A 19,858-nucleotide genomic window follows, 5' to 3' on the forward strand; every position below is an offset into this window, starting at 1 on the left:
GAGATGAACTGCATCTAGCCTGACGCTTTGCCGGGATAGATGCAGTTGAGGCACTTACAGCCATTGCCACGCTCAAAGAAAAGCTACCCTTTTTGCTGGACTTGACGGCAGAGAAACGCCGATCGCTGCCGAAGATGGGCGATAAAAGTCGGGCATTTGTGAGCAAGGCGTTGGAAGTGGCAAGGCAGAACCCGGACTTTTTACCGCGATCGTTTGACATTGATGAAATGCGGAAGGATGTGCAGTTGTTTGAGGCGATGTATCCGATCGTCGTAGCGCTGGCACAACTGCAAGAACTGGTAGACGATACGACGATGGCGGCAGGCAGTGAGGCGATGGCAGCAGCGTTGCAGGTGTATAACTATGCAAAAGCAAGTGGACAGGGCGCTGGTTTAGAAGGCATGGTGGAAGAACTGGGGCAACGCTTTGCCCGTCGCACCCGCAAAGCCAAGCCGCAAGCCATCAACGTTTGATGCTGTGGTGCCGTAACCGGGTTTCTTGCCGAAGCGTTAGCGTCGCCGCGATCGCCTGCGTTCCAGAAACCCGGTTACTTTTTTGCCTGAGTTTGACTGCTGGAGCAAAAAAGTCGGCGCTCTGAGTAAAAAGGTCGGCGCTCCGAAAAGGTATTGCGGCGCGTAATCACACCATCGCCATAAATGATCGTGCCGCGAATGCGATCCTCAATCAGAATCTGTGCTGAGACAATGAGTACTCTCCGGGTCAGTGCTCAGGCATTGACCAGTGCCTCTCGCCGTTCCGCTGGGTTTTCGATCACATTGATGGCGTAGCCTAAGTTGACGACATCGGCAGCCACATGAAGGGTATCAGGCTGATAGTGGGGGTCCCAACCAGCACCCTCAAACACCTGTTCAGCCATGCGTTGAACGTCACCACCATGCCCACAGCCATAGTCAAAAAACGTGGTGCCTGCTGTGAACAGCCCTGCTTCCAGTGCCGATCGGACAGGTTTAGAAAGAGCGATCCGCACTAGAGCCGCTTTGTGGCGATCGATCTGGGGTGGAGTGCGATTCAATGCCCGCAGCGGGCAAGCCAGCCGATGACCGTGCAGTTCAACGTGGTGGGCTGCTAGGCGCTGCTGCCAGCCGAAACGGGTGCCAATCTCACGCGAGTTAGTCAGTAGACCCAGGCGATCCTGTTGGCGGGTTAATTCAGCAAATTCGTTGTAGTGGGGATGGCTGGGCGCAATAAAGGTCTCTTTGCGATGGAGTACGGGTGGATTGTCGGTATCTCGATAATCACGACTACTCACCTGCCCTGTACTTAGGTCTACCTGGATACTTTGCTCAAGGGCGGGATGTGGGTCAATTTCAAAGTCGGGATAGAACAAATAGGAGATTTTGGGTTGAGCCGTAGTGAATTTAATCAGCGTTGGTGCGATCGGCTGTTGCAGATAGCGTCGAGTCGATCGCTCATCGGTTTGCAGTGCTGGGTCAAGGCTTGGCAGGGCAGAGATGTGCACATACAACGCACCCGGAAGTCGCTTACTGGGCAGCTCTATTTCTTAAAGGATGAAGAATAATCGCCATTTTTAGAAGGCTTGCTAGATAAAGCTCTCAGAATTAGGCTTTTTTCTCTGTCCTTTACGTAAGGGCACTACCGGTTTTTGTTCAGCCAACACAAATCCCATCAGCCAACTTTGCACTTTCACGGCACGGTCATATGCCAACCAGTTAGTTATGCAGCATCAGCCATTTGTTGATTGCCAATTGCATCCCTACCCGAAGGAAGTAAAGAGTATAAAGCTCATCCTCTTCATCTACATTCTCTTTCCACAGCAGTTCAATCGGTTCGAGTTGCAATGGTGTTTTCAAACTGTGTAATTGCCACGCAGTTGGGTCTGAGGCGAACTGAGGGACAATCGGATTCGCCGCCAGTTTGTTTCCTGCGGCGGTGAACAAGGATTGAACAAATGATTGAAAGTCATTGGTGAACGCCAGCGATCGCCCATCGGTTGCAAGGTGCGATCGGAGTTGATCTAACATTTCGTGCTGTGCTGCCACGAAAGTTTTCTCCTGGGCATGGATGGCTTCGAGCTGGGTTGTAACTTGCTGTTGTAACTGTCTAATGAATAGGGTTTTGCGGGCTGAAAATATGCTTCTAACGCATCCCAGTGTCCCTGAGTTGGAGTTCTCGGAGCAAGACCCATAGCCACCTCGATTGCCTTTTGGCAACGACTGAGGCGATCGTAGCTTAAATACGAGGGGCTGAAGTTTTCTATTTACAACCAAAACTATCGAGTTGTTCTAGCTTACGAGCCGTTCTGTGGATAATGGGTATGACGCACGTCATGTTTTGCCCAAAATGCCTCTGAAAAAGCCTTATTTAATAAAGCAACCTGAAGTTGGACACTTTGTCCGGGCGTTGCGACAACTGACCGGACTAACACAAGGTCAGTTTGCGAATCAGTTGGGAGTCACCTATGAAGGGAGCATGTCATCTTTGCCGATTCCGAACTGCCCTCATCCCCTAACCCCTTCTCCCAAAGGGGGAGAAGGGGAACCGAACCGGATTGAAGTCCCTCTCCCTTTTGGGGAGAGAGATTTAGGGTGAGGGCGCAAAAGTGACATGCTCCCCCTATGAAACCGTAAGTCGCTGGGAGAATGGCAGGATGCAGCCATCACCCCTGGCTTTTAAGCAATTAGAGCAATTGGCACTGGAACTGAACCAAGGGCAAATTTTGCTGGAGCAGTACTTACGATCGACAAAAGAAGGGCAGCCTGTATGACTGAAATCTTCCAGCAAGGCTCACCTCAAGCGATCGAAAAACCCAATGAGCCGACACTTGATGCAATTCTGGCACTTCAGATGACGATCGCTTGGGCAGGAGAAGGACTCTGTGAGCCGAAGCGGTTAAATTGGTGGCGCACTGACTTGATTGATCAGTCTGGGGGTGGTTATTTGCTGCAAAACTTACTGCCAAAAACCCATGAATGGGCATCTCTGGAAGCAGTGCGCCAAGCCGCAATTCAGCAGGATAAACAAACCCGTCAAAACCTGGCGCAGCCGGATCACATTCGCACTTTATTTTTCTGGGGGTTTATCATCGACGAACAGCTAGCCGATCGCTTGGGTCAACACAAGCGCAGCGGGCAATCGCCAGACCAGTCATTACCCCTGCCTCTGGAACTGGGTAGCGATTTTACGACTGCCAATCTTGAGGCAGCTATCCGCATTCCGAATCAAGTCATCGACTTTAAGGTTGCTCCAAGTGGGCGTGAACTGATGGGGAAAATGCCGGATTCCCTGGAACTCTGCGTTCGGAATTTGGTGGCTGCTTTGCTGCCACTGGCGGAGCGATACCCAATGCCGTTTTACCGCTTGAGGAATTTTTAGATCCTATGCCATCTAAATCAGCCCCAAGCCAAACTTCTCTTTCAGCCGCTATCATACCTTCTTATGGGGCAGAGGTTCAGCAATTCCATACCCGACTTTTGCGGGTATCGCTAGCTGTAGAAGAAAGTCGAGCTTACTGGAAACACCTCAATCTCGGGCTTCCTAAGGAAAAGCAGGCACTCGTCGCCTTTGAGGAACGCTGGTTTGGGAGTAAAAGTCTGGATCGGGTGCGACGGCTGCTATCCGAATTTAACCATCGATATAATGCTTACCCGATCGCGCTCACTATTCTGAGTCAATGGCAACCCGATGATCCCGTTACCCGACAGAATATTTGCCACTGGCAGATGCAACTCAGTGACCCGACCTACCGGGCTTTTACAGGTATTTTTCTAGAGCAGCGCCGCCACCAGTCTAATCCAAGCATCGATCGCGATGTTGTGTCGCGGTGGGTCAGTGGGCAGCTTAAAACAGAGTGGTCAAGTGCGACAATTCAGCGGATGGCAGCCGGACTGCTCGCCTCTGCGACTGATGCCGGGTTATGTTCTGAAACCCCAGGCACGCGCAGCCTCAAATATCCCAAAGTAACGGACGAGGCATTGGTGTATTGGCTCTATTTCCTGCGCTGTCTTTCGTTTGAGGGTTCGATTCTGGAAAATCCCTACCTGGCATCGGTGGGGTTAAGCGAAGGTTTTTTGGAGCAGCGCCTCCGACGGTTACCGGAACTCTCCTTCAGTCGCATGGGTGAGCTGCATGAGTTTAGCTGGCAGTTTCCTGACTTGCAGACGTGGGCGAGTCATGCGTTGGGGGTAGGGGAACATGGCTGAAACGTTATTTGACAATGCTTCTCTGGACTCCGCGATCGCCGCACTCCGCACCGATCTCCTGGATGAAGGCGGACCTCGAATTAGTACAATGCGAAACTACCGTTTTGCAATTCTGCCCTACGATCCGCGTGAGGAATTCAAACTGCGGCAGCGGATTCGCACATTATCAGACGAACTCAGAGCACAGGGGTGGACTGTGCAAGTGATCTCGCTGCATCAACTTTTCCTAAATCGAGCTAAATCGGAAGATCCACGCATTCTTGACAGCCTGATTCGCACAGAACATCGGCTTTATGCTAAGGACCCCGATCGCGCCTTGAACTATTTAAAGGACAAGTTGGCACTCTATGTGGAAGGGGCAGAGGGAATCGCTCAAGATGTCATCCAGTTGATCAATGAGTTTGCGGACAGCCATCCAAGTGATGTGAATAAAACGCTGATTTTTCTAGGACGGGCAGGCGCTTTATATCCCTTCTTCCGATCGTCCGCCCTCCTCAAACATATTGACGGCAAAACCCGCAACCTGCCCGTAGTGCTGCTATACCCAGGCGAACGCCGAGATTTAAAGGCATTGTCATTTATGGGTGAACTGTCCTGCGATCGCGATTATCGACCTCGTATCTATTCCTGAGTACCACCATGCTGATCAAAGAAATTTTTGCTGCCGATGTCACGCGCAACATTGCTCCAGTTGTTTACTTTCACGAGCAAGACCCGGCGAAAGTGGAGGAAGAGGTCTCAGAGTACATCATCACCGGGGGCTACCCAGAGCATGACCCGCGCTACAACCGGGTTAAGGCAGGCATTCATGAACAGTTTGTCAAACTGCTCAAGGCACTGGCAGAGGAACTGAAGCGATCGGGCGGAGTAGATTTGCCTGCTGCCTGGATCTCTGGGTTTTATGGCTCTGGTAAATCCAGCTTTGCCAAACTCCTAGGACTCGCACTGGATGGATTGGTCTTACCCGATGGGCGATCGCTGGCTGATACGCTGCTGGCGCGGGACGATTCGCCCAAAGCACAGGAGTTTCAAGCTGCGTGGCAACAGCTACAGAACCAGCTTGACCCGATCGCGGTCGTGTTTGATATTGGGGCGATCGCCCGCGATGACGAACAAATCCATTCAGCAGTGAAGCGAGAGATTCAAAAGCGATTGGGGTACTGCTCGGTCAGCCATTTTGTGGCTGACACCGAATTGAGCCTGGAACTAGATGGTCAGTGGGCAGCGTTTCTGGCGGCGGCTGAGTCAACCTTGGGGCAACCCTGGGCAGCGGCAAAACAGGCGCGACTGGCAGAAGAAGCCTTTTCGGAAGTGCTGCATGTCATGAATCCTAGTCGTTATGTCGATCCGCTGAGTTGGTTTGACAGTCGAGCGGGTTCGCGGACGGGTATTGGCACCTCAGTTGCTGAAACCACTAGAGATATCATTGCCATGCTGAATCAGCGGGCACCCGGCAAAACCCTGTTCGTCGTGGTCGATGAAGTCAGCCAGTACATTTACCAAAATACCAACCGGATGCTGGCACTCCAGTCCTTCGTGTCGGATTTGGGGCAGAAACTGAAGGGGCGGGCGTGGTTACTTGCCACTGGGCAGCAACAGCTAGAAAGCAGCGATGAGGCGAGCAATATCGGCAAGCTCAAAGATCGGTTTCCACCGCAGCTAAGAGTCCATCTGGCTCCAACCAATATTCGGGATGTGGTGCATAAGCGGCTGCTGAAGAAAACGCCGACTAAAGAAGCCGAGCTGCGATCGCTGTTTGACCAACATCGCAGCAGCCTCAGACTCTATGGCTACCAGTGTGAGTCCATCACCGATGAAGATTTTTTGGAAACCTACCCGATGCTGCCAGGTTACGTGGACTTGCTGATGCACATTACCACCAACCTCCGCACGCGCTCCAGTCGGGTAAAAGGGGATGACCATGCGATTCGGGGGTTGCTGCAACTCCTGGGTGAACTGTTTCGCGAGCAGCGCCTGGGCGAACAACCCCTGGGGGTGCTGATTACATTGGCACATATTTATGAGGTGCAGCAGTCCTCGCTGGATGCCGATGTGCAGAATACACTGGCGCGACTGTTTAGCCATGAAGAAGTCACGGGCGATCGCGTAGCGGTTCAGGTGGCAAAGGCGGTGGCACTGTTGGAATTGATTCAGGAGCAGGAGCCGACAACCGCAGAACTGGTCAGTCAGTGTTTGTACGATCGTCTGGGCGATGGTGATTTGCAGCCGACCGTACTGGTGGCACTGGAAAAGCTGCGAAATCTCAATCTTCTGTCTTACTCCGAAAAACTGGGCTACAAAATTCAAAGTTCAGTCGGGCAGGAATGGCAGCGGGAGCGGGACAATTACACTGTGATCCCAGATGCGATCAGCAAACTGATTGGGGACAAGTTGAAAGAGTTGTTGGGTTCAGTTGAACGTCCGCGCTATCGCAGTCATTCATTTCGTTGGGTGGCATTTTACAGTGATGGGCGGCAGCAGCAAGATGAGCGTCTGCAATCGGCAACGGAATTAGCCGTGATTACAGTCGATTTTCGTTATCTGAACACCCAAGAAGAACGCAGTGCAACGACCTGGATTCAAGCCAGTGATAGTGCGGTTCTGCGCGATCGCCTGATTTGGGTCGTGGGTAAGCCCGATCGACTGCCAGGTCTGGTGCGAGAATTAGCAAAATCGAGCCACATGGTGGATAAATACATCAACCGCATCCAGTCACTTTCACCGGATAAGCAACGCCTGGTCTTTGACGAACAAAGCCGCTGCGAAACACTGGAAAAGCAGGTTAAAGAGGCGGTCGCTCAAGCGTTCATGGACGGCGACCTCTACTTTAGGGGACGATCGCTGGACAAGCAGCAGTTCGGCACAACCTTTGCCACCGTGCTGGAAGGGGTGGGTGAAAGTGTGCTGCTGGATATTTACAGGCATTATGTTGATTTGGTTGTAACACCCAACGAGTTGAAACAACTGCTGCAAAAAAATCTTTCCGGTCCGTCGAGTAAATTCATGCCAGAGGGGTTGGGCATTTTAGAACTGGATGCTGGCAAGTACAGCCCTACCTGTAGCGGACAGGTGCCGTCTCGCATGGAGCAGTATGTCATCGACCAAAATGGCATTGCCGGGAACGTGCTGCTGACTCACTTCGGCGGTCCACCCTTTGGCTATTCGGTGGATGTGGTGAAAGCGTGTCTGGCGGGATTGCTGCGGGCGAAGAAGATTCGGATTCGCCCAGAGTCTGGTAAGGAAATTACCTCCATTCAAGATCCGGATGTGGAGAACCTGTTTACCCGCGATCGCGACATTCGGCGCTCCGACATTTTGCCGCGTGGAGAAGGGGGACTGACTGCCAGAGATAAGGTGGCAATCTGCCAGTTTTTCAAGGATGCCTTGGGCGTTGACCTGGATCGAGAAGAAGAAGCGATCGCCGATGCTACTTTCGATTACTTACCCCTTCAAATTCGGCGACTGCAAGAGTTAGAGCAACGCTATAATCGCCTACCCAACCGTCCGGATTTGCCAACTAAGTTGACCAAACTACGGCAGGCAGTGGAGGGGTCGCTGCGATCGCGGCAGATTGAAGACACCGTACTGGCGGTTAAAAAGCATCTCGATACCTTACGGGATGGGCTTCAGGAATTGGGCATGTCGCTGACCGACTTGAGCGATGAGGCGGTGATTGCTGTGGGACGAGCAGTAAATTTGCGCGATCGTCAGGTGGCTCAACTGCGACAAATTGGGCAAACCGCAGAAGTAGAGGCGGCGATTGCTGCCGTTGAGGGGCAACTGGCATTGAATCGTCCCTGGCGGGAGATTGGTAGTTTAGCACCTCATTTGCAGGCGATCGAGCAGCATTACAAAACGGTGCGTCTGGGCTTGATTGAGCGGCAGGAGCAGCAAGCAGAAGCGATTCGGCAACGGCTGAAACAGCGACAGGGCTTTTTTAAGCTGAGTGAGGACAAAGCCGATTTAGTGTTAATTCCCGTGCGGCAGGCAGCATATGACACAACCAACGATGTTTTCAGTCCCAGTTTGCTGGAACTACGGGATTCTGCCATATTGCGGCTTCAGGACGCGGAACAAGAGGCGAATCTGACGCTGGATAGTGCCCTATCTGCTGTCACCGATGAGCAGGTGCTCCAGTTGCCTTTGAACCTGAATGGGCGAGAGGTGAGAACGGTCGAGGAGGTGAAAGCGTTAGTGAAACAGTTGGAAGATCGTTTATTGGATCAACTGGAGGGAAAACCAAATATCTGTGTGCGTCTGGTCTATGAGCATAAAAAATACAGCGAGTCTTGAAGGCTTATTTCTTCTCTAAAAAGCTGGAACCAAATTACGGAGGGTTGAAATGATTGAGGTTAATCAGACGGCACCATACAAAGAAATCATAGAGCTGGCAAAAGCTGCGATCGCCCAAGCGATTGAACGGCATCGCAAGCTAGGAGAGTCGATCGCGATCTGGCAGGATGGCAAAGTGGTTTTTTTAACGGCGGCTTAGATTTCCGCAAGGCAAACTGAGAATAGCCTCATTAAGCAAGAAATTCATTCTGATGCAGTGAAAGGAGCATTATGACCCAGGCAACTCAGCAAAGAAAGCGGAGTTTTTCTAGTTTTACCTACAAAGACGCATTTAAGCATCTAGGGATTACTGAGTTACAGCAATGGGCGATCGCCGCTGAGCCAGTACCGATTAGTGACTTTTTTCAAAAGCGGTTAGACCGCTTAAAGCGATTCGATTTAGAAAGTTTTGAGGTCTCTAAAACCCTGCTGATTGATGCTATTTGCGAGGAAGGTTTGGAAGGCTTTGAACGGTTGAAGATTTGGAAAGGAGCTTACCTGGAGGGAGAAACGGTTTGTGGCAATGTGGACTATCTTTTAGCGGAACGGCGCGCCTACCTGGAAGCTCCTTTTGTCTGTGTCATCGAAGCGAAAAAGGATGACTTTGAACAGGGTGTTGCTCAGTGTCTTGTCTCCATGAAAGCCTGCTGGTGGGAAAATCAGCAGATTGGTCGCTCGATCGATATTTATGGCATTGTCACTAATGGAGAAGGCTGGAAGTTCTACAAACTGACGATGGCTGGCAAGGTCTATGAATTGCTCTTGCATGGCATTGGTGAGATGTCCATTCTGCTCGGCATTTTACGTGCGTTCTTCCGGGAATGTGAACAGAACTTGACCTGAATCATCAATTTTCCCTTTTGCTGGACTGCCCCCATGCCTCATTTAACCCCTGAAGCCAAAGCCAAACTTTCTGCGACAATTCGCAGCTTGCGCGATCGCCTGCTGACCGATCTGCACCATGCGGTAGAAGGAACCTATCGATTGTCACTGCCCCTGGCAAAGGCAGGTTTGGCGGAAGAACAGCACGTCAAGAGGCAACGGTTGGAACAGTGGCTGGATGAGCAGGTACGGGCAGAAGCAACTGGGCAGACGCTGAAGGATGAGCAGCGGCAAGAGATCTGGGAACGTCATCTGCGATCGGCTGAAAAACTGGCGGCAGCGACGTTGCTCAATCGTCTGATTGTGATTAAGCAGATGGAGGCAATGGGGCTGATTAAGCCAGTGGTGGTGACAGGCGGATGGCAAAGTCGAGGATATAAAGAGTTTCGTGATTTTGCGCCGGATCTGTGCCGCGATGAGACGGAGGGCTTTGGGACACTGCTGCAACTGCTTTATGACGAGTTGGCGTTGGAAATGCCGGGGTTGTTTGGTCGGGTTAACCTAACGTCCTTATTTCCGGTTCCAGCGAGTACACTGCGGACTTTGGTGGAAGCGTTGGATGAGCCGATGCTACACGATGCGTGGTTAGACGATACGACGCTGGGGTGGGTGTATCAGTACTGGAATGATCCGGAACGAGAAGAATTGGATGCCAAACTGAATAGTGGCGGCAAGGTGGAACCCCACGAAGTTGCCAGCAAGACACAAATGTTCACCGAACGCTACATGGTGGAGTGGCTGCTGCACAACAGTCTGGGTCAGATGTGGCTGGCGATTTGCAAGGTGCAGGGTTGGACAGCGGAGGTGGAAGCAGATGGGACGCTCGATCGCCTAGAATCACGCCGCAAGGTCTGGCGAGAAAAGCGAGAAATGGGTGAGGTAGCGCTGGATGCGTTGATGCCGATCGAGTCAGAGATAGAGGATCGCTGGAAGTATTGGGTGCCGCAGCCTTTGCCCTCATTCCCCCAGCCCCCTTCTCCCCAGGGAGAAGGAGGAGTCGGACTCTTGCTCCCCTCGCCCTCAGGGAGAGGGGTTGGGGGTGAGGGTCAATTCTCAGCTTCTCTCCCTCATCCCCTCGCCCCTTCTCCCATTAAGGGAGAAGGGGAACAAGAAGGTTCGGCTCCCCTCTCCCTGAGCGAGAGAAGGGTTGGGGGTGAGGGTTTATCTTCAGCTTCTCTCCCTCATCCCCTAGCCCCTTCTCCCATTAAGGGAGAAGGGGGACAGGAAGGTTCGGCTCCCCTCTCGCGCTCTGGGAGAGGGGTTGGGGGTGAGGGCAGCATCCGCAATATCAAAATCCTCGATCTGGCGTGTGGGTCGGGGCATTTTTTGGTGATTGCGTTTGGGTTATTGTTTGCGCTGTATCAGGAGGAGGCGCGGCATCGGGGGGAGGATTGGAGCGATCGCGCTATCGTCGAGTCGATTTTGACAAACAATCTCTACGGGATTGATATTGATGCCCGATCGGTGCAAATTGCGGCAGCAGCGTTGTTTCTCAAGGCGAAGTCGCTGTGTCGATCGGCGGAACTGACGGTGGTCAATTTGGTGGCTGCGGATTTGAATTTGTCGGCGCTGTCAGAGGATGATCCGGCGTTGGTAGAGTTGCGGCGAGAAGTGCAGGAGGCAACGGGCATTCCGGAAGCGTTGACGAATCAGATTGTGCAGGCGTTGAAGGGAGCCGATCAGTGGGGCAGTTTGCTGAAGATCGATCGCGAGGTAGAACAGGCGATCGCCCAGTATGAACTGAGCTTGGTGCGATCGGTGCAGGGAGAGTTGGAGTTTGACCCTCATCCCCTAGCCCCTTCTCCCTGGGGAGAAGGGGAACCGAACCGGGGAGAAGACGAGCCGAACCCAATCATGCCCCCCTCGCCCTCAGGGAGAGGGGTTGGGGGTGAGGGCAGAATGGCAATCCTACTCGAAAAACTCGAAAGCTTTCTCAACCGTCGCACTCGCGGAGATGATTTGGGCTTGCGGTTGCGGGGGGAACAGCTAACGGCAGGCGTGCGATTTATGCGGCTGCTGCGAGAGAATGCTTACGATCTGGTGATTGGCAATCCGCCGTATCAGGGATCGAGCAAGCTGGATGATGCAAAGTATTTGGTGAAGCATTATCCCAAGGGTAAAGCAGATTTATATGCAGCGTTTCTAGAACGAGGTTTGCAGCTTGCGAAACCGGGTGGATTTTCGGCATTAGTGACGATGCGAAACTGGATGTTTATTCAACAATTCACCGCAATTCGAGAATATTTGTTAGAAAAATTTGATTTGAGATCGCTAGGAGATTTTGATCGCGGTGCGTTTGATGAAGTACCCAATGAAGTGCTTGCAGTCACGTTGAGTATTTTTCAGAAAGGGTTGCCAAATGGAGAAGTTAGTATCGCAATTCAGCCGACAGCATTAGATGACAACTCCTACGATCGCCAACGCACCAACCGCAAACGATCGGCTATCTTAGCCCAAGTCGGACGGTTTGAATTTAAGAGCGATCGTTTTGCTGTGATTAAGGAAAAGCCGATCGTGTATTGGTGGGATGATGAGTTTTGCCAAGATTACACATCAGCATCACAGTTAGGCTCTCAAAATTCTGTTTCGTCTGGAACAAGTACTGGTAATAATCTTAGATTTTGTCGCTATTTCTGGGAGGTCGATAATTTCTCTATTCATTGTTGTACTAGTCTAAGTTCTCCTCTACCAACTCAAACTTGGCAACCATTTATTAATGGTGGAAAAGGACGTAAGTGGATTGAGCCTCTTCTAGAAATTGTAAACTGGAAAAGTTGGGGTCTCGCTTGTAGAAACTCTGAAGCCTCAAGAACGATTAACTTAGATTTCAATTGGAAGCCCGGTGTAGCCTTTGTGATGATTGGTAGCGAATTTTCAGCAAGAGTTCATCGCTATAGAAGCATCTGTGGAAATAAAGGTTCATCGGTATTTTCAAGTGAGAGTAAGACTGCTTTAAAATTGCTTGCAGTTATGAATAGCTATAAGAGCAAGCAAGTAATGGCTTCTCTAAATCCAGGAATAGGTTTTGAAGTTGGAGATATTAAACGTCTTCCTCTCTTCCCCATCGAATCTGCCGACGAAATCTTTGCCCAACTCGATCGCGCCTTCACCGAACACGAATCCGCCCGCGAAACCTCCGTCGAATTTCAACAGCCCGGAGCCTCCTGCTGGAACTACGCGCAACAGTGGGCACAGCAAGCCGTCGATCGAGAACCCGGTGCGCCTCTACCCGACTGGAACCCCGTTTATGATCAGCCGCTTGCAGTGCAGTGGGTGTCTTACGCGATCGGCGTGGCGATCGGTCGGTTTGGCGCAAACGGTGAGGGCACTCTTACTCCCTTCTCCCTTGATGGGAGAGGGGTTGGGGGTGAGGGCAAAGCCTCAGCTTTTCACCCTCATCCCCTAGCCCCTTCTCCCTTGATGGGAGAAGGGGGACAAGAAGGAGGGGGACAAGAAGGAGAGGGACAAGAAGGAGGGGGACAAGAAGGAGGGGGACAAGAAGGAGAGGGACAAGAAGGAGAGGGACAAGAACAAAATCTTAATTACTGGGAGGTTCCAACTGCAATCAAAGCAAAAATGACTGAAGTTGCTCGACAGTTCCGAAAAGAACCTACCCCCAGTGAAAAAACGCTATGGGGTGTACTTCGTAAACGTCAGCTTGAGAATCGCAAGTTTAGGCGACAACAGCCGATCGGATTATTCATTGTGGATTTCTTTTGTGCTTCGGAACGTTTGATTGTTGAGGTCGATGGTCTAATTCACGAGTCACAAAGAGAACTCGATCGACAGCGACAAGAGTTATTGGAATCTTTAGGATTGCGGTTTGTTCGTGTCACCGCCCAACAAGTTGAGAATGATATAAGCGGAACGTTGGAAACGATCAGACAAGCATTCGTTGCATCCTCCAATCTATCTCACCCTCATCCCCTAACCCCTTCTCCCATCAAGGGAGAAGGGGAACAAGAAGGTTCGGCTACTTTTCTTAGGAGTAGTATCAGCCACTTCCACACTCCCATCAAGGGAGAAGGGGAACAAGAAGGTTCGGCTCCCCTCTCCCGTCCTGGGAGAGGGGTTGGGGGTGAGGGCATTCTCCCCCACGGCATCCTCTATCTCTCTGCCTATTCCGGCGATCGCCCCAACTCCAAAGACAGCCTCACCCATCCCGCCTGTCAATCCATTCACGCAGCCTGGAGTGAACACGGGTCTGCGATTGTGCAAAGCACACGTTTCACGATCGCCAAAAAATCCCTGCGCGATTGGCTCCGCCTCAGCTTCTTCAAAGATGTACATTTGGGCATGTATGAGCAACGCCCCATCTACTTCCCCCTCTCCTCCAAAACCAGAAACTTCGTCGCCTACATCAGCATTCATCGCTGGACAGACACCACCCTGCAAACCCTGCTTGCCGACTATCTGGTTCCCGAACTGCGAGATTTGGAAGGCGAAACCGCAGACTTGCTAGCCAGCCAGAGCAAAGGCGACAGAAAAGCCCAAGCGCAAGCCGAAGAGCGTCGTGCCACCGTGCAGGCACTCTTCAGCGAACTGCAAGCATTCATCCAACTCGTTCAACAATGCGCCGAACAGGGCACACCTGCCGCCAGTCCCAAAGATATTGCCCGTGAAGCCAACGCCCGCTTCCAGATGGATCTCGACGACGGTGTGATGGTCAACAGCGCTGCCCTCTGGTGCCTGCTAGAACCGCAGTGGAATAAGCCCAAAATCTGGTGGTCAGAACTCTGCAACGCCAAAGGCAAAAAAGACTACGACTGGTCGCATCTCGCTGCCCGCTATTTTCCCGATCGCGTCGATGCCAAGTGTCAGAAAGACCCTTCGCTTGCCGTCGCTCATGGCGTTTTCTGGAACTATCATCCCGCCAAAGCCTACGAATGGGAACTCCGTCTGCAAGATGAAATTGCTCCAGATTTCACGATCAACGAAGCCAACTCCGACCAGTTTCGGGCAGAGTTTGAAGCGAGTCATCCCCAACTCGTCTTAGATCTGCGGGCGAAAGAGGAAAAGCGGCGCGATCGCAAATACAAAAAGACCGATCAGCTAGACTTAGAGGCGATCGAGCCAGATCTAGACACAGACCTGGAGGACAGGGAATGAGTACCTACGACACCGATTTTTATGCCTGGACCCAAACGCAAGCCCAACACCTCAAAGCTGGCAAATGGGAACAGTTGGATATCGAAAATTTGGTTGAGGAGATCGAATCATTGGGGAAACGAGAAAAGCAAGAACTCCGCAATCGGTTCAGAGTTCTTTTAGGGCATCTACTCAAATGGCAGCATCAACCAAACCAACGGAGTCATAGCTGGCAAGCGACTATTCGAGAACAACGCCGCCGGATCGTTCAGCACCTGGAAGAAAACCCCAGCCTTCAGCCTTATTTACCTGAAGCCTTCCAACGGGGTTATGAAGATGGAGTTGACTTGGCGATCGAGGAAACCAACCTTCCAGACGAAACCTTTCCAGCAAACTGTCCCTATACTCTGGAACAAGTTCTAAATGCCGAGTTTTTACCCGACTAACCAAGCTCGATCAACTGCGGTAGGAAAAGGATCAAGACAATAGCGAGGGTGAATCACAATGCTGAATGGACTCAGACAAAAAGTAATTGTTCAACCTGGTGGCTTAGTTGAGGTGCGATCGCCAGAGCTTCCAGCAGGTGTAACCGTTGAGGTTATCGTACTTTTAGAAGCATCCACTCCATCCGCTTCTCAAGGCTTAAGTCGTTTCCTTGGAGCCGCTCAGGGCAATTTTGCATCTCCCGAAGCAGTTGATCAATTCATTCATCAGGAGCGCGAAACATGGGACTCCTGACATCCCTCCAGGGCGATCGCATCTACCTTGATACAAATATTTGGATCTATGCGCTCGAAGGCTTTCCTACTTTTTTCCAGGAATTAACTGCGCTTTTTCAAAGCATTGATCAGGGAAACCTTCAAGCGATAACGAGTGAATTAACGCTCGCGGAGGTTCTCGTCAAACCCATTCAAAACGGTAACTCAATTCAACAAGACACCTACAAACAGGCAATCACCAGCAATTCTCATCTTCTGGTCATTCCCATACAACGGGAGCTACTGATCAACGCCGCTCAACTTCGAGTGACCACCAATCTCAAACTTCCTGATGCCATTCATGCTGCAACAGCCTTGGCAACTCAGTGTTCAACATTCTTGACGAATGATCTTAAATTCCAGAATGTATCTGGTCTACAGATAGTTGTACTATCTCAAGTAATTTTCCCCTAAGTTCTTTCTCCGATTATGCCTGAACTCGGTTTAATTACCAGTGTCCTAGAAGAAGAGGTGAAACGCGAACTCCGGCAACGTGGCATTGTCGTCTGGCTTGACAAAGATGGGCACTACGTCTCCTACGTCGATCAACTCGTCGATCGCCATCCAAAAGGGGAGTTTTTTGCGCCCGTTGTCGCCTTTCGAGGTAGCTACCTGGAAATGCTGCTCAAACTCGAATCCTACGGCAATGGGTTGGATCAAGAACCCTTGCTGATCCACATGCCCGGACATACCGAAGAAACGATTCGCAAAACACCGCTGCTCGAACTTTATCGCACTGGCTACCGCTATCGCCGCGCCCTAGATACCCTGATTCGGGAAGCCTGCACCGGGCGCATCAGTCCAGCCACCCTGGAAGCCTACCTGGGAAACGGAGTTACGGATCTGGCTGCGGCTGAAACCTGGTTGCAGCAGGCAACCTCCGAACCTCAGAACAATCTGGCTGATCACCTGCAAAGCCTCAGCCTGAAATGGATCTTAGACGGCATTTTAGGGTCAGATCCGATCCTGCGCCCAAAATTTAGCGATCAGGCATCCCTGCTAATTCTCAAACAGCATCTTTATCGCCACACAGGAATCAGCGATGCCTTCCTGCAACTCTTTCACGGCAGCATCGTTCTCTCCTTTCAAGATTTAGCAGAAGCCTTCGCTGCCTGGTTGATGTGCGTCGAATATGTCAACGACCTGACCCGTCTCCCCTACCTCGATGATCTGAAGCCCCTTAAGCAACTATCCAGCGTTCTGCAAAAAACGTGCAGCCAACTGATTCACCACCTGCGCGATCGCCATCCTGCTATCTATGAGGGCATGGCAGCAATTGTGGAAAGCCGTCTGGAGCAAGAACTCGCAGCCATTAGCCCCGAAGATCTTGGCAAAATTGACACCTTCCAGCGGGAAGAAACGGCAGTTCTAGAAGCCGCAGTTCAGGCATTGCTCAACGCAGATTGGACGAAAGCACGGAGTTGGGCACAGAGACGCACCACCACCCCCTCCTTCTGGATCGAGCGCGATCGCACCCGTCGCTTGGAATGGTTGCTCATCTATGATGCTGCCACGTTGGGCTGTGCGATTGGAGACGCTGGCTCTCTCAAAACTTGCCACACTTTGCGAGAGGCATTGAATGATTACACTCAGTCTGGCTATCAGGTCGATCTCGCCCATCGGCAGTTTGAGCAGCAACGCCTGAAGTTACTTGAACCAACGTTGGCGCACTATGGTTCACTCCAAGAGGTTGGCGATCATCTCCAAAGGCAGTACCGTACTTGGGCAGATCAATTGGCACAGGATTTCGCCAGGATTTGTGAGATTGACGGGTTTCTGCCAGAAGTTGATCTACAACAGCGCACGCTTTATGAACAGGTCGTCCATCCACTGACCCAGAGCAACCGCAAGGTTGCCTACTTCCTGGTCGATGCCTTCCGCTACGAAATGGCAGCCGAACTGCGCTTAGAGTTTTCAGGTACAGGCACAACCGCTGTTTTGAAAGGGCGCTATGCGGAACTACCCAGCATTACGGCTGTCGGGATGAATGTCCTGGCTCCAGTCAGTCAGGCGGGTCGCCTGGTTTTAGCAAGTGATGGATTTAAAGGGTTCAAAACCGGAGAATACACCGTGCGATCGCCCGACGATCGATTCCGGGCAATGAATGAAAAGAGCGTGGTAGGGAGCAGGCGGAGTCGATCGCTCAAATTGTCAGAAGTCTGTAGCCGAACGACCGAGAGCTTAAAGAAGGGTGGCTTGACTGATGTGGATTTCGTTGTAATTCATAGCAAAGAAATTGATGACGCAGGCGAAGCAAATGTTGGGCTGGCGACGTTTGAAACCTGGCTGCGGCACCTCAAAACTGCCTGGAGCCATCTGAAAAGCCTGGGGTTTACTGAATTTGTCTTCACGGCAGATCATGGGTTTTTGCTTCAGGATCAGACCACTCAGAGCCACCCCTATGGCAGCAAGCGCGATCCAGCTCGTCGTCATGTTTTGATGGTAGAACCGCGATCGGAAGCTGGCTCAATTACCGTGCCGCTGAGTGCGCTGCAATATGAAGGGCAGGCAGGTTATCTGTTATTTCGACGAGATACCGCTGTTTTTGCCACGGGTCATCCGGGTGCCACGTTTGTGCATGGCGGGAACAGTCTCCAGGAGCGGGTGATTCCAGTGTTGAGCGTTTCTCATCGCCACGCTTCAGAAACCGTTAAGCTCCAGTATCTGGTTGAGGTCAAGGCGGAAAAAGAACTGCTTGGCTTCAGCCGATTACAGCTACGAGTCAAACCAGCCCCTGGAGTGCAGCTAACCTTTATTGGTGCCAGGACGATCGGGCTATCGCTGCGGGTTGTCGATCGCCCCGACATTCAACTGACAATCCAAGATGCCCCGGAACTCGAAATCAAAAACCAGGTGCTTCAGGTGCCAGTTGAGGGTGATTGGAGCGAAGTGCTGTTTTCCCTGAAAGGTCAGCAGGGAGAGCGGGTGCCGATCGAGGTTTATCACCCGGAGGGCATTGAAGACGTTGAGCCGAGTTTAACGGTTGATTTGTTCAACGTATCTGGGATATTACCGAGAACCGAAGCTGCTGAAGCACCGCCACCGCTGCAATCCAGTGAGTGGTATGAACGCTTTGATGATGTGGGCATCCGTCAAGTCTTCCTGCATCTTCAGCAGCATGGTTCGATTACGGAGGCGGAACTCACTCAGATGCTCGGCTCGGCTCGGCAAGTGCGTCGGTTCTCAATAGACTTTGAGACGCATCTCCAGAAAGTACCGTTCTCCGTCAAAATTGAAACGACTGCCAATGGAAAGCGGTATGTGAAACAAAATTCGGAGCAACGGTAAAAAAAAGATTATGGCAATCAGCGAACGTGATATTGAAATTATTTTTGAGCGGCTGCGATCGGGTGTAGTCCCAGAACGAGGGCTAGAAGCCTTTGCCGTCGGCATCGATCAGCAGCGCACTGAGATTCAACGGCAATTGCAACTGGCAGCCAGTGGGGAAGGAGCCTTTAAATTTCTGCGCGGTGGCTATGGCTGTGGCAAAACCTTTATGTCTCGGTTGGCGGTTCTTGATGCCCAGGCGCAAGGGTTTGCTACAAGCTTTGTTGTGGTGTCCGATAACGATCTGCATTTCTATAAATTCGATGACGTTTACCGTAAAGTTGTTCAAGAGTTGGGGACTAGTTCCTGCCCTAGAGGTGCGTTGAGCGACATCATCGATCGCTGGATCGCTCGCGTTGAAGATGCCCTGATTGCAGGAGGTGCGGATGAAAATAGTGATGATTTTGACAGTCAAGTGCAGCAGCGGATGGAAGCGGAACTGGCTTCGCTGACGGGTGGCAAAGCTCCAGAAGACATGGCACGGGTACTGCGGGCAATCTTTACCCTCAAGCAAAACGGTGAAATCGTGGAAGCGAGTGCCCTACTTTCCTGGCTGTCTGGCAGTGAAAACGTTGCGGCTAGCGCCAAAAAAGTGGCAGGCATCAAGGGCGATATTGGCAGTCGGGAAGCATTGGACTACTTGCAGGGCATTCTAGAAATCACTAAAGCCGCCGGGTATAAGGGACTGGTCATCGTCATTGATGAAGCAGAAACGATTTTGCGGATGCGTCACGATGTGCGGGGAAAATCGCTCAACGGTATTCGGCAGATTTGTGATGCCGCCGATCGCTACAAAGGGCTACTTTGGCTATTCACGGGAACACCAGAATTTTTCGATACCAATCGGGGCGTTGCAGGCTTACAACCCCTGCACGATCGCATCAAGTTTGAGCGAGTCGGCGGGTTTGCGAATCCGCGTCAACCCCAGCTTGAACTGAAACCCTTTGATGCGAGTCGCCTTAAGGAAGTCGCGCTTAAATTGCGGGGACTGTACCACCCAACCGCTGACCCGGCAAATCTGGTGCGTCGTATCACCCCCAACTTCATCGAAAAGTTGGTCGCCAGCGCAACGGCTGGGTTTAAGGGGGATGTGGGCGTAGTGCCCCGACAATTTCTGCGGCAGTTTGTCAACGCGCTCGATCTGGCAAACGAGTACGCAGAGTTTGATCCAATCAAAGACTTGGGCTTGAGTGATCTAAATTCTGAAGAGCAGCGGATTCAGCAGGGGCTACCGCCGTTTGACACTGAACCCGAAGACGTACAGGGCTATGCCCCAGTTGAGTTTTAGCC

15 protein-coding genes are annotated in these 19,858 nt (G+C 51.7%); 13 read left to right on the forward strand and 2 right to left on the reverse strand.

Going from position 1 to position 19,858, the window contains the following annotated elements; translation table 11 throughout:
- Positions 1 to 35: 35 nt before the first annotated feature.
- A complete protein-coding gene (locus tag AC5JO6_RS17495) occupies positions 36 to 473 on the forward strand; it encodes a hypothetical protein (RefSeq protein ID WP_496082443.1) in 438 nt (145 codons plus the stop codon).
- Positions 474 to 727: 254 nt separating this feature from the next.
- Here AC5JO6_RS17495 and AC5JO6_RS17500 read toward each other — a convergent pair whose 3' ends face one another.
- Positions 728 to 1,480, reverse strand: coding sequence for a hypothetical protein (locus AC5JO6_RS17500; protein ID WP_496082342.1), 753 nt, complete (start codon positions 1,478 to 1,480; stop codon positions 728 to 730).
- Between the two features lie 211 nt (positions 1,481 to 1,691).
- A complete protein-coding gene (locus AC5JO6_RS17505) occupies positions 1,692 to 2,021 on the reverse strand; it encodes a hypothetical protein (RefSeq protein WP_496082343.1) in 330 nt (109 codons plus the stop codon).
- A 721-nt stretch (positions 2,022 to 2,742) separates the two neighbouring features.
- On the opposite strand from AC5JO6_RS17505, the gene brxE reads away from it, so the two are divergent.
- From brxE to brxD, 12 genes are all read left to right on the forward strand, one after another.
- The gene (gene brxE / locus AC5JO6_RS17510; RefSeq protein WP_496082344.1) at positions 2,743 to 3,354 is read left to right on the forward strand and encodes a BREX-6 system BrxE protein; all 612 of its coding nucleotides are present in this window, start codon (positions 2,743 to 2,745) and stop codon (positions 3,352 to 3,354) included.
- A gap of 5 nt (positions 3,355 to 3,359) precedes the next feature.
- Entirely contained in the window at positions 3,360 to 4,181 is an 822-nt protein-coding gene (locus AC5JO6_RS17515; RefSeq protein ID WP_496082345.1) for a BrxA family protein, read from the forward strand.
- Positions 4,174 to 4,812, forward strand: a complete 639-nt coding sequence (locus AC5JO6_RS17520) for a BREX protein BrxB domain-containing protein (protein WP_496082346.1) — start codon at positions 4,174 to 4,176, stop codon at positions 4,810 to 4,812. Before AC5JO6_RS17515 ends, AC5JO6_RS17520 begins: the two co-directional genes overlap by 8 nt.
- 8 nt (positions 4,813 to 4,820) lie before the next feature.
- A complete protein-coding gene (gene brxC / locus AC5JO6_RS17525) occupies positions 4,821 to 8,474 on the forward strand; it encodes a BREX system P-loop protein BrxC (RefSeq protein WP_496082347.1) in 3,654 nt (1,217 codons plus the stop codon).
- A gap of 49 nt (positions 8,475 to 8,523) precedes the next feature.
- Positions 8,524 to 8,673, forward strand: coding sequence for a hypothetical protein (locus tag AC5JO6_RS17530; protein WP_496082348.1), 150 nt, complete (start codon positions 8,524 to 8,526; stop codon positions 8,671 to 8,673).
- A 71-nt stretch (positions 8,674 to 8,744) separates the two neighbouring features.
- Complete coding sequence (locus AC5JO6_RS17535) at positions 8,745 to 9,356, forward strand: hypothetical protein (RefSeq protein WP_496082349.1); 612 nt, start codon at positions 8,745 to 8,747, stop codon at positions 9,354 to 9,356.
- Between the two features lie 33 nt (positions 9,357 to 9,389).
- Positions 9,390 to 14,504 carry a BREX-6 system adenine-specific DNA-methyltransferase PglX gene (gene pglX / locus AC5JO6_RS17540; RefSeq protein WP_496082350.1) on the forward strand — a complete coding sequence of 1,705 codons (5,115 nt, stop codon included), beginning with the start codon at positions 9,390 to 9,392 and terminating at the stop codon, positions 14,502 to 14,504.
- The gene (locus tag AC5JO6_RS17545; protein WP_496082351.1) at positions 14,501 to 14,929 is read left to right on the forward strand and encodes a DUF29 domain-containing protein; all 429 of its coding nucleotides are present in this window, start codon (positions 14,501 to 14,503) and stop codon (positions 14,927 to 14,929) included. The genes pglX and AC5JO6_RS17545 overlap by 4 nt, the downstream gene beginning before the upstream one ends.
- A 58-nt stretch (positions 14,930 to 14,987) precedes the next feature.
- Entirely contained in the window at positions 14,988 to 15,221 is a 234-nt protein-coding gene (locus AC5JO6_RS17550; protein ID WP_496082352.1) for a hypothetical protein, read from the forward strand.
- Positions 15,209 to 15,655 carry a type II toxin-antitoxin system VapC family toxin gene (locus tag AC5JO6_RS17555; RefSeq protein WP_496082353.1) on the forward strand — a complete coding sequence of 149 codons (447 nt, stop codon included), beginning with the start codon at positions 15,209 to 15,211 and terminating at the stop codon, positions 15,653 to 15,655. The genes AC5JO6_RS17550 and AC5JO6_RS17555 overlap by 13 nt, the downstream gene beginning before the upstream one ends.
- Before the next feature lie 15 nt (positions 15,656 to 15,670).
- Positions 15,671 to 18,529, forward strand: coding sequence for a BREX-6 system phosphatase PglZ (gene pglZ / locus AC5JO6_RS17560; protein ID WP_496082354.1), 2,859 nt, complete (start codon positions 15,671 to 15,673; stop codon positions 18,527 to 18,529).
- A 10-nt stretch (positions 18,530 to 18,539) separates the two neighbouring features.
- Positions 18,540 to 19,856, forward strand: a complete 1,317-nt coding sequence (gene brxD / locus AC5JO6_RS17565; RefSeq protein ID WP_496082355.1) for a BREX system ATP-binding protein BrxD — start codon at positions 18,540 to 18,542, stop codon at positions 19,854 to 19,856.
- The last annotated feature ends 2 nt before the right edge of the window (positions 19,857 to 19,858 follow it).

The sequence above is a fragment of the Tildeniella sp. genome (assembly GCF_059505325.1).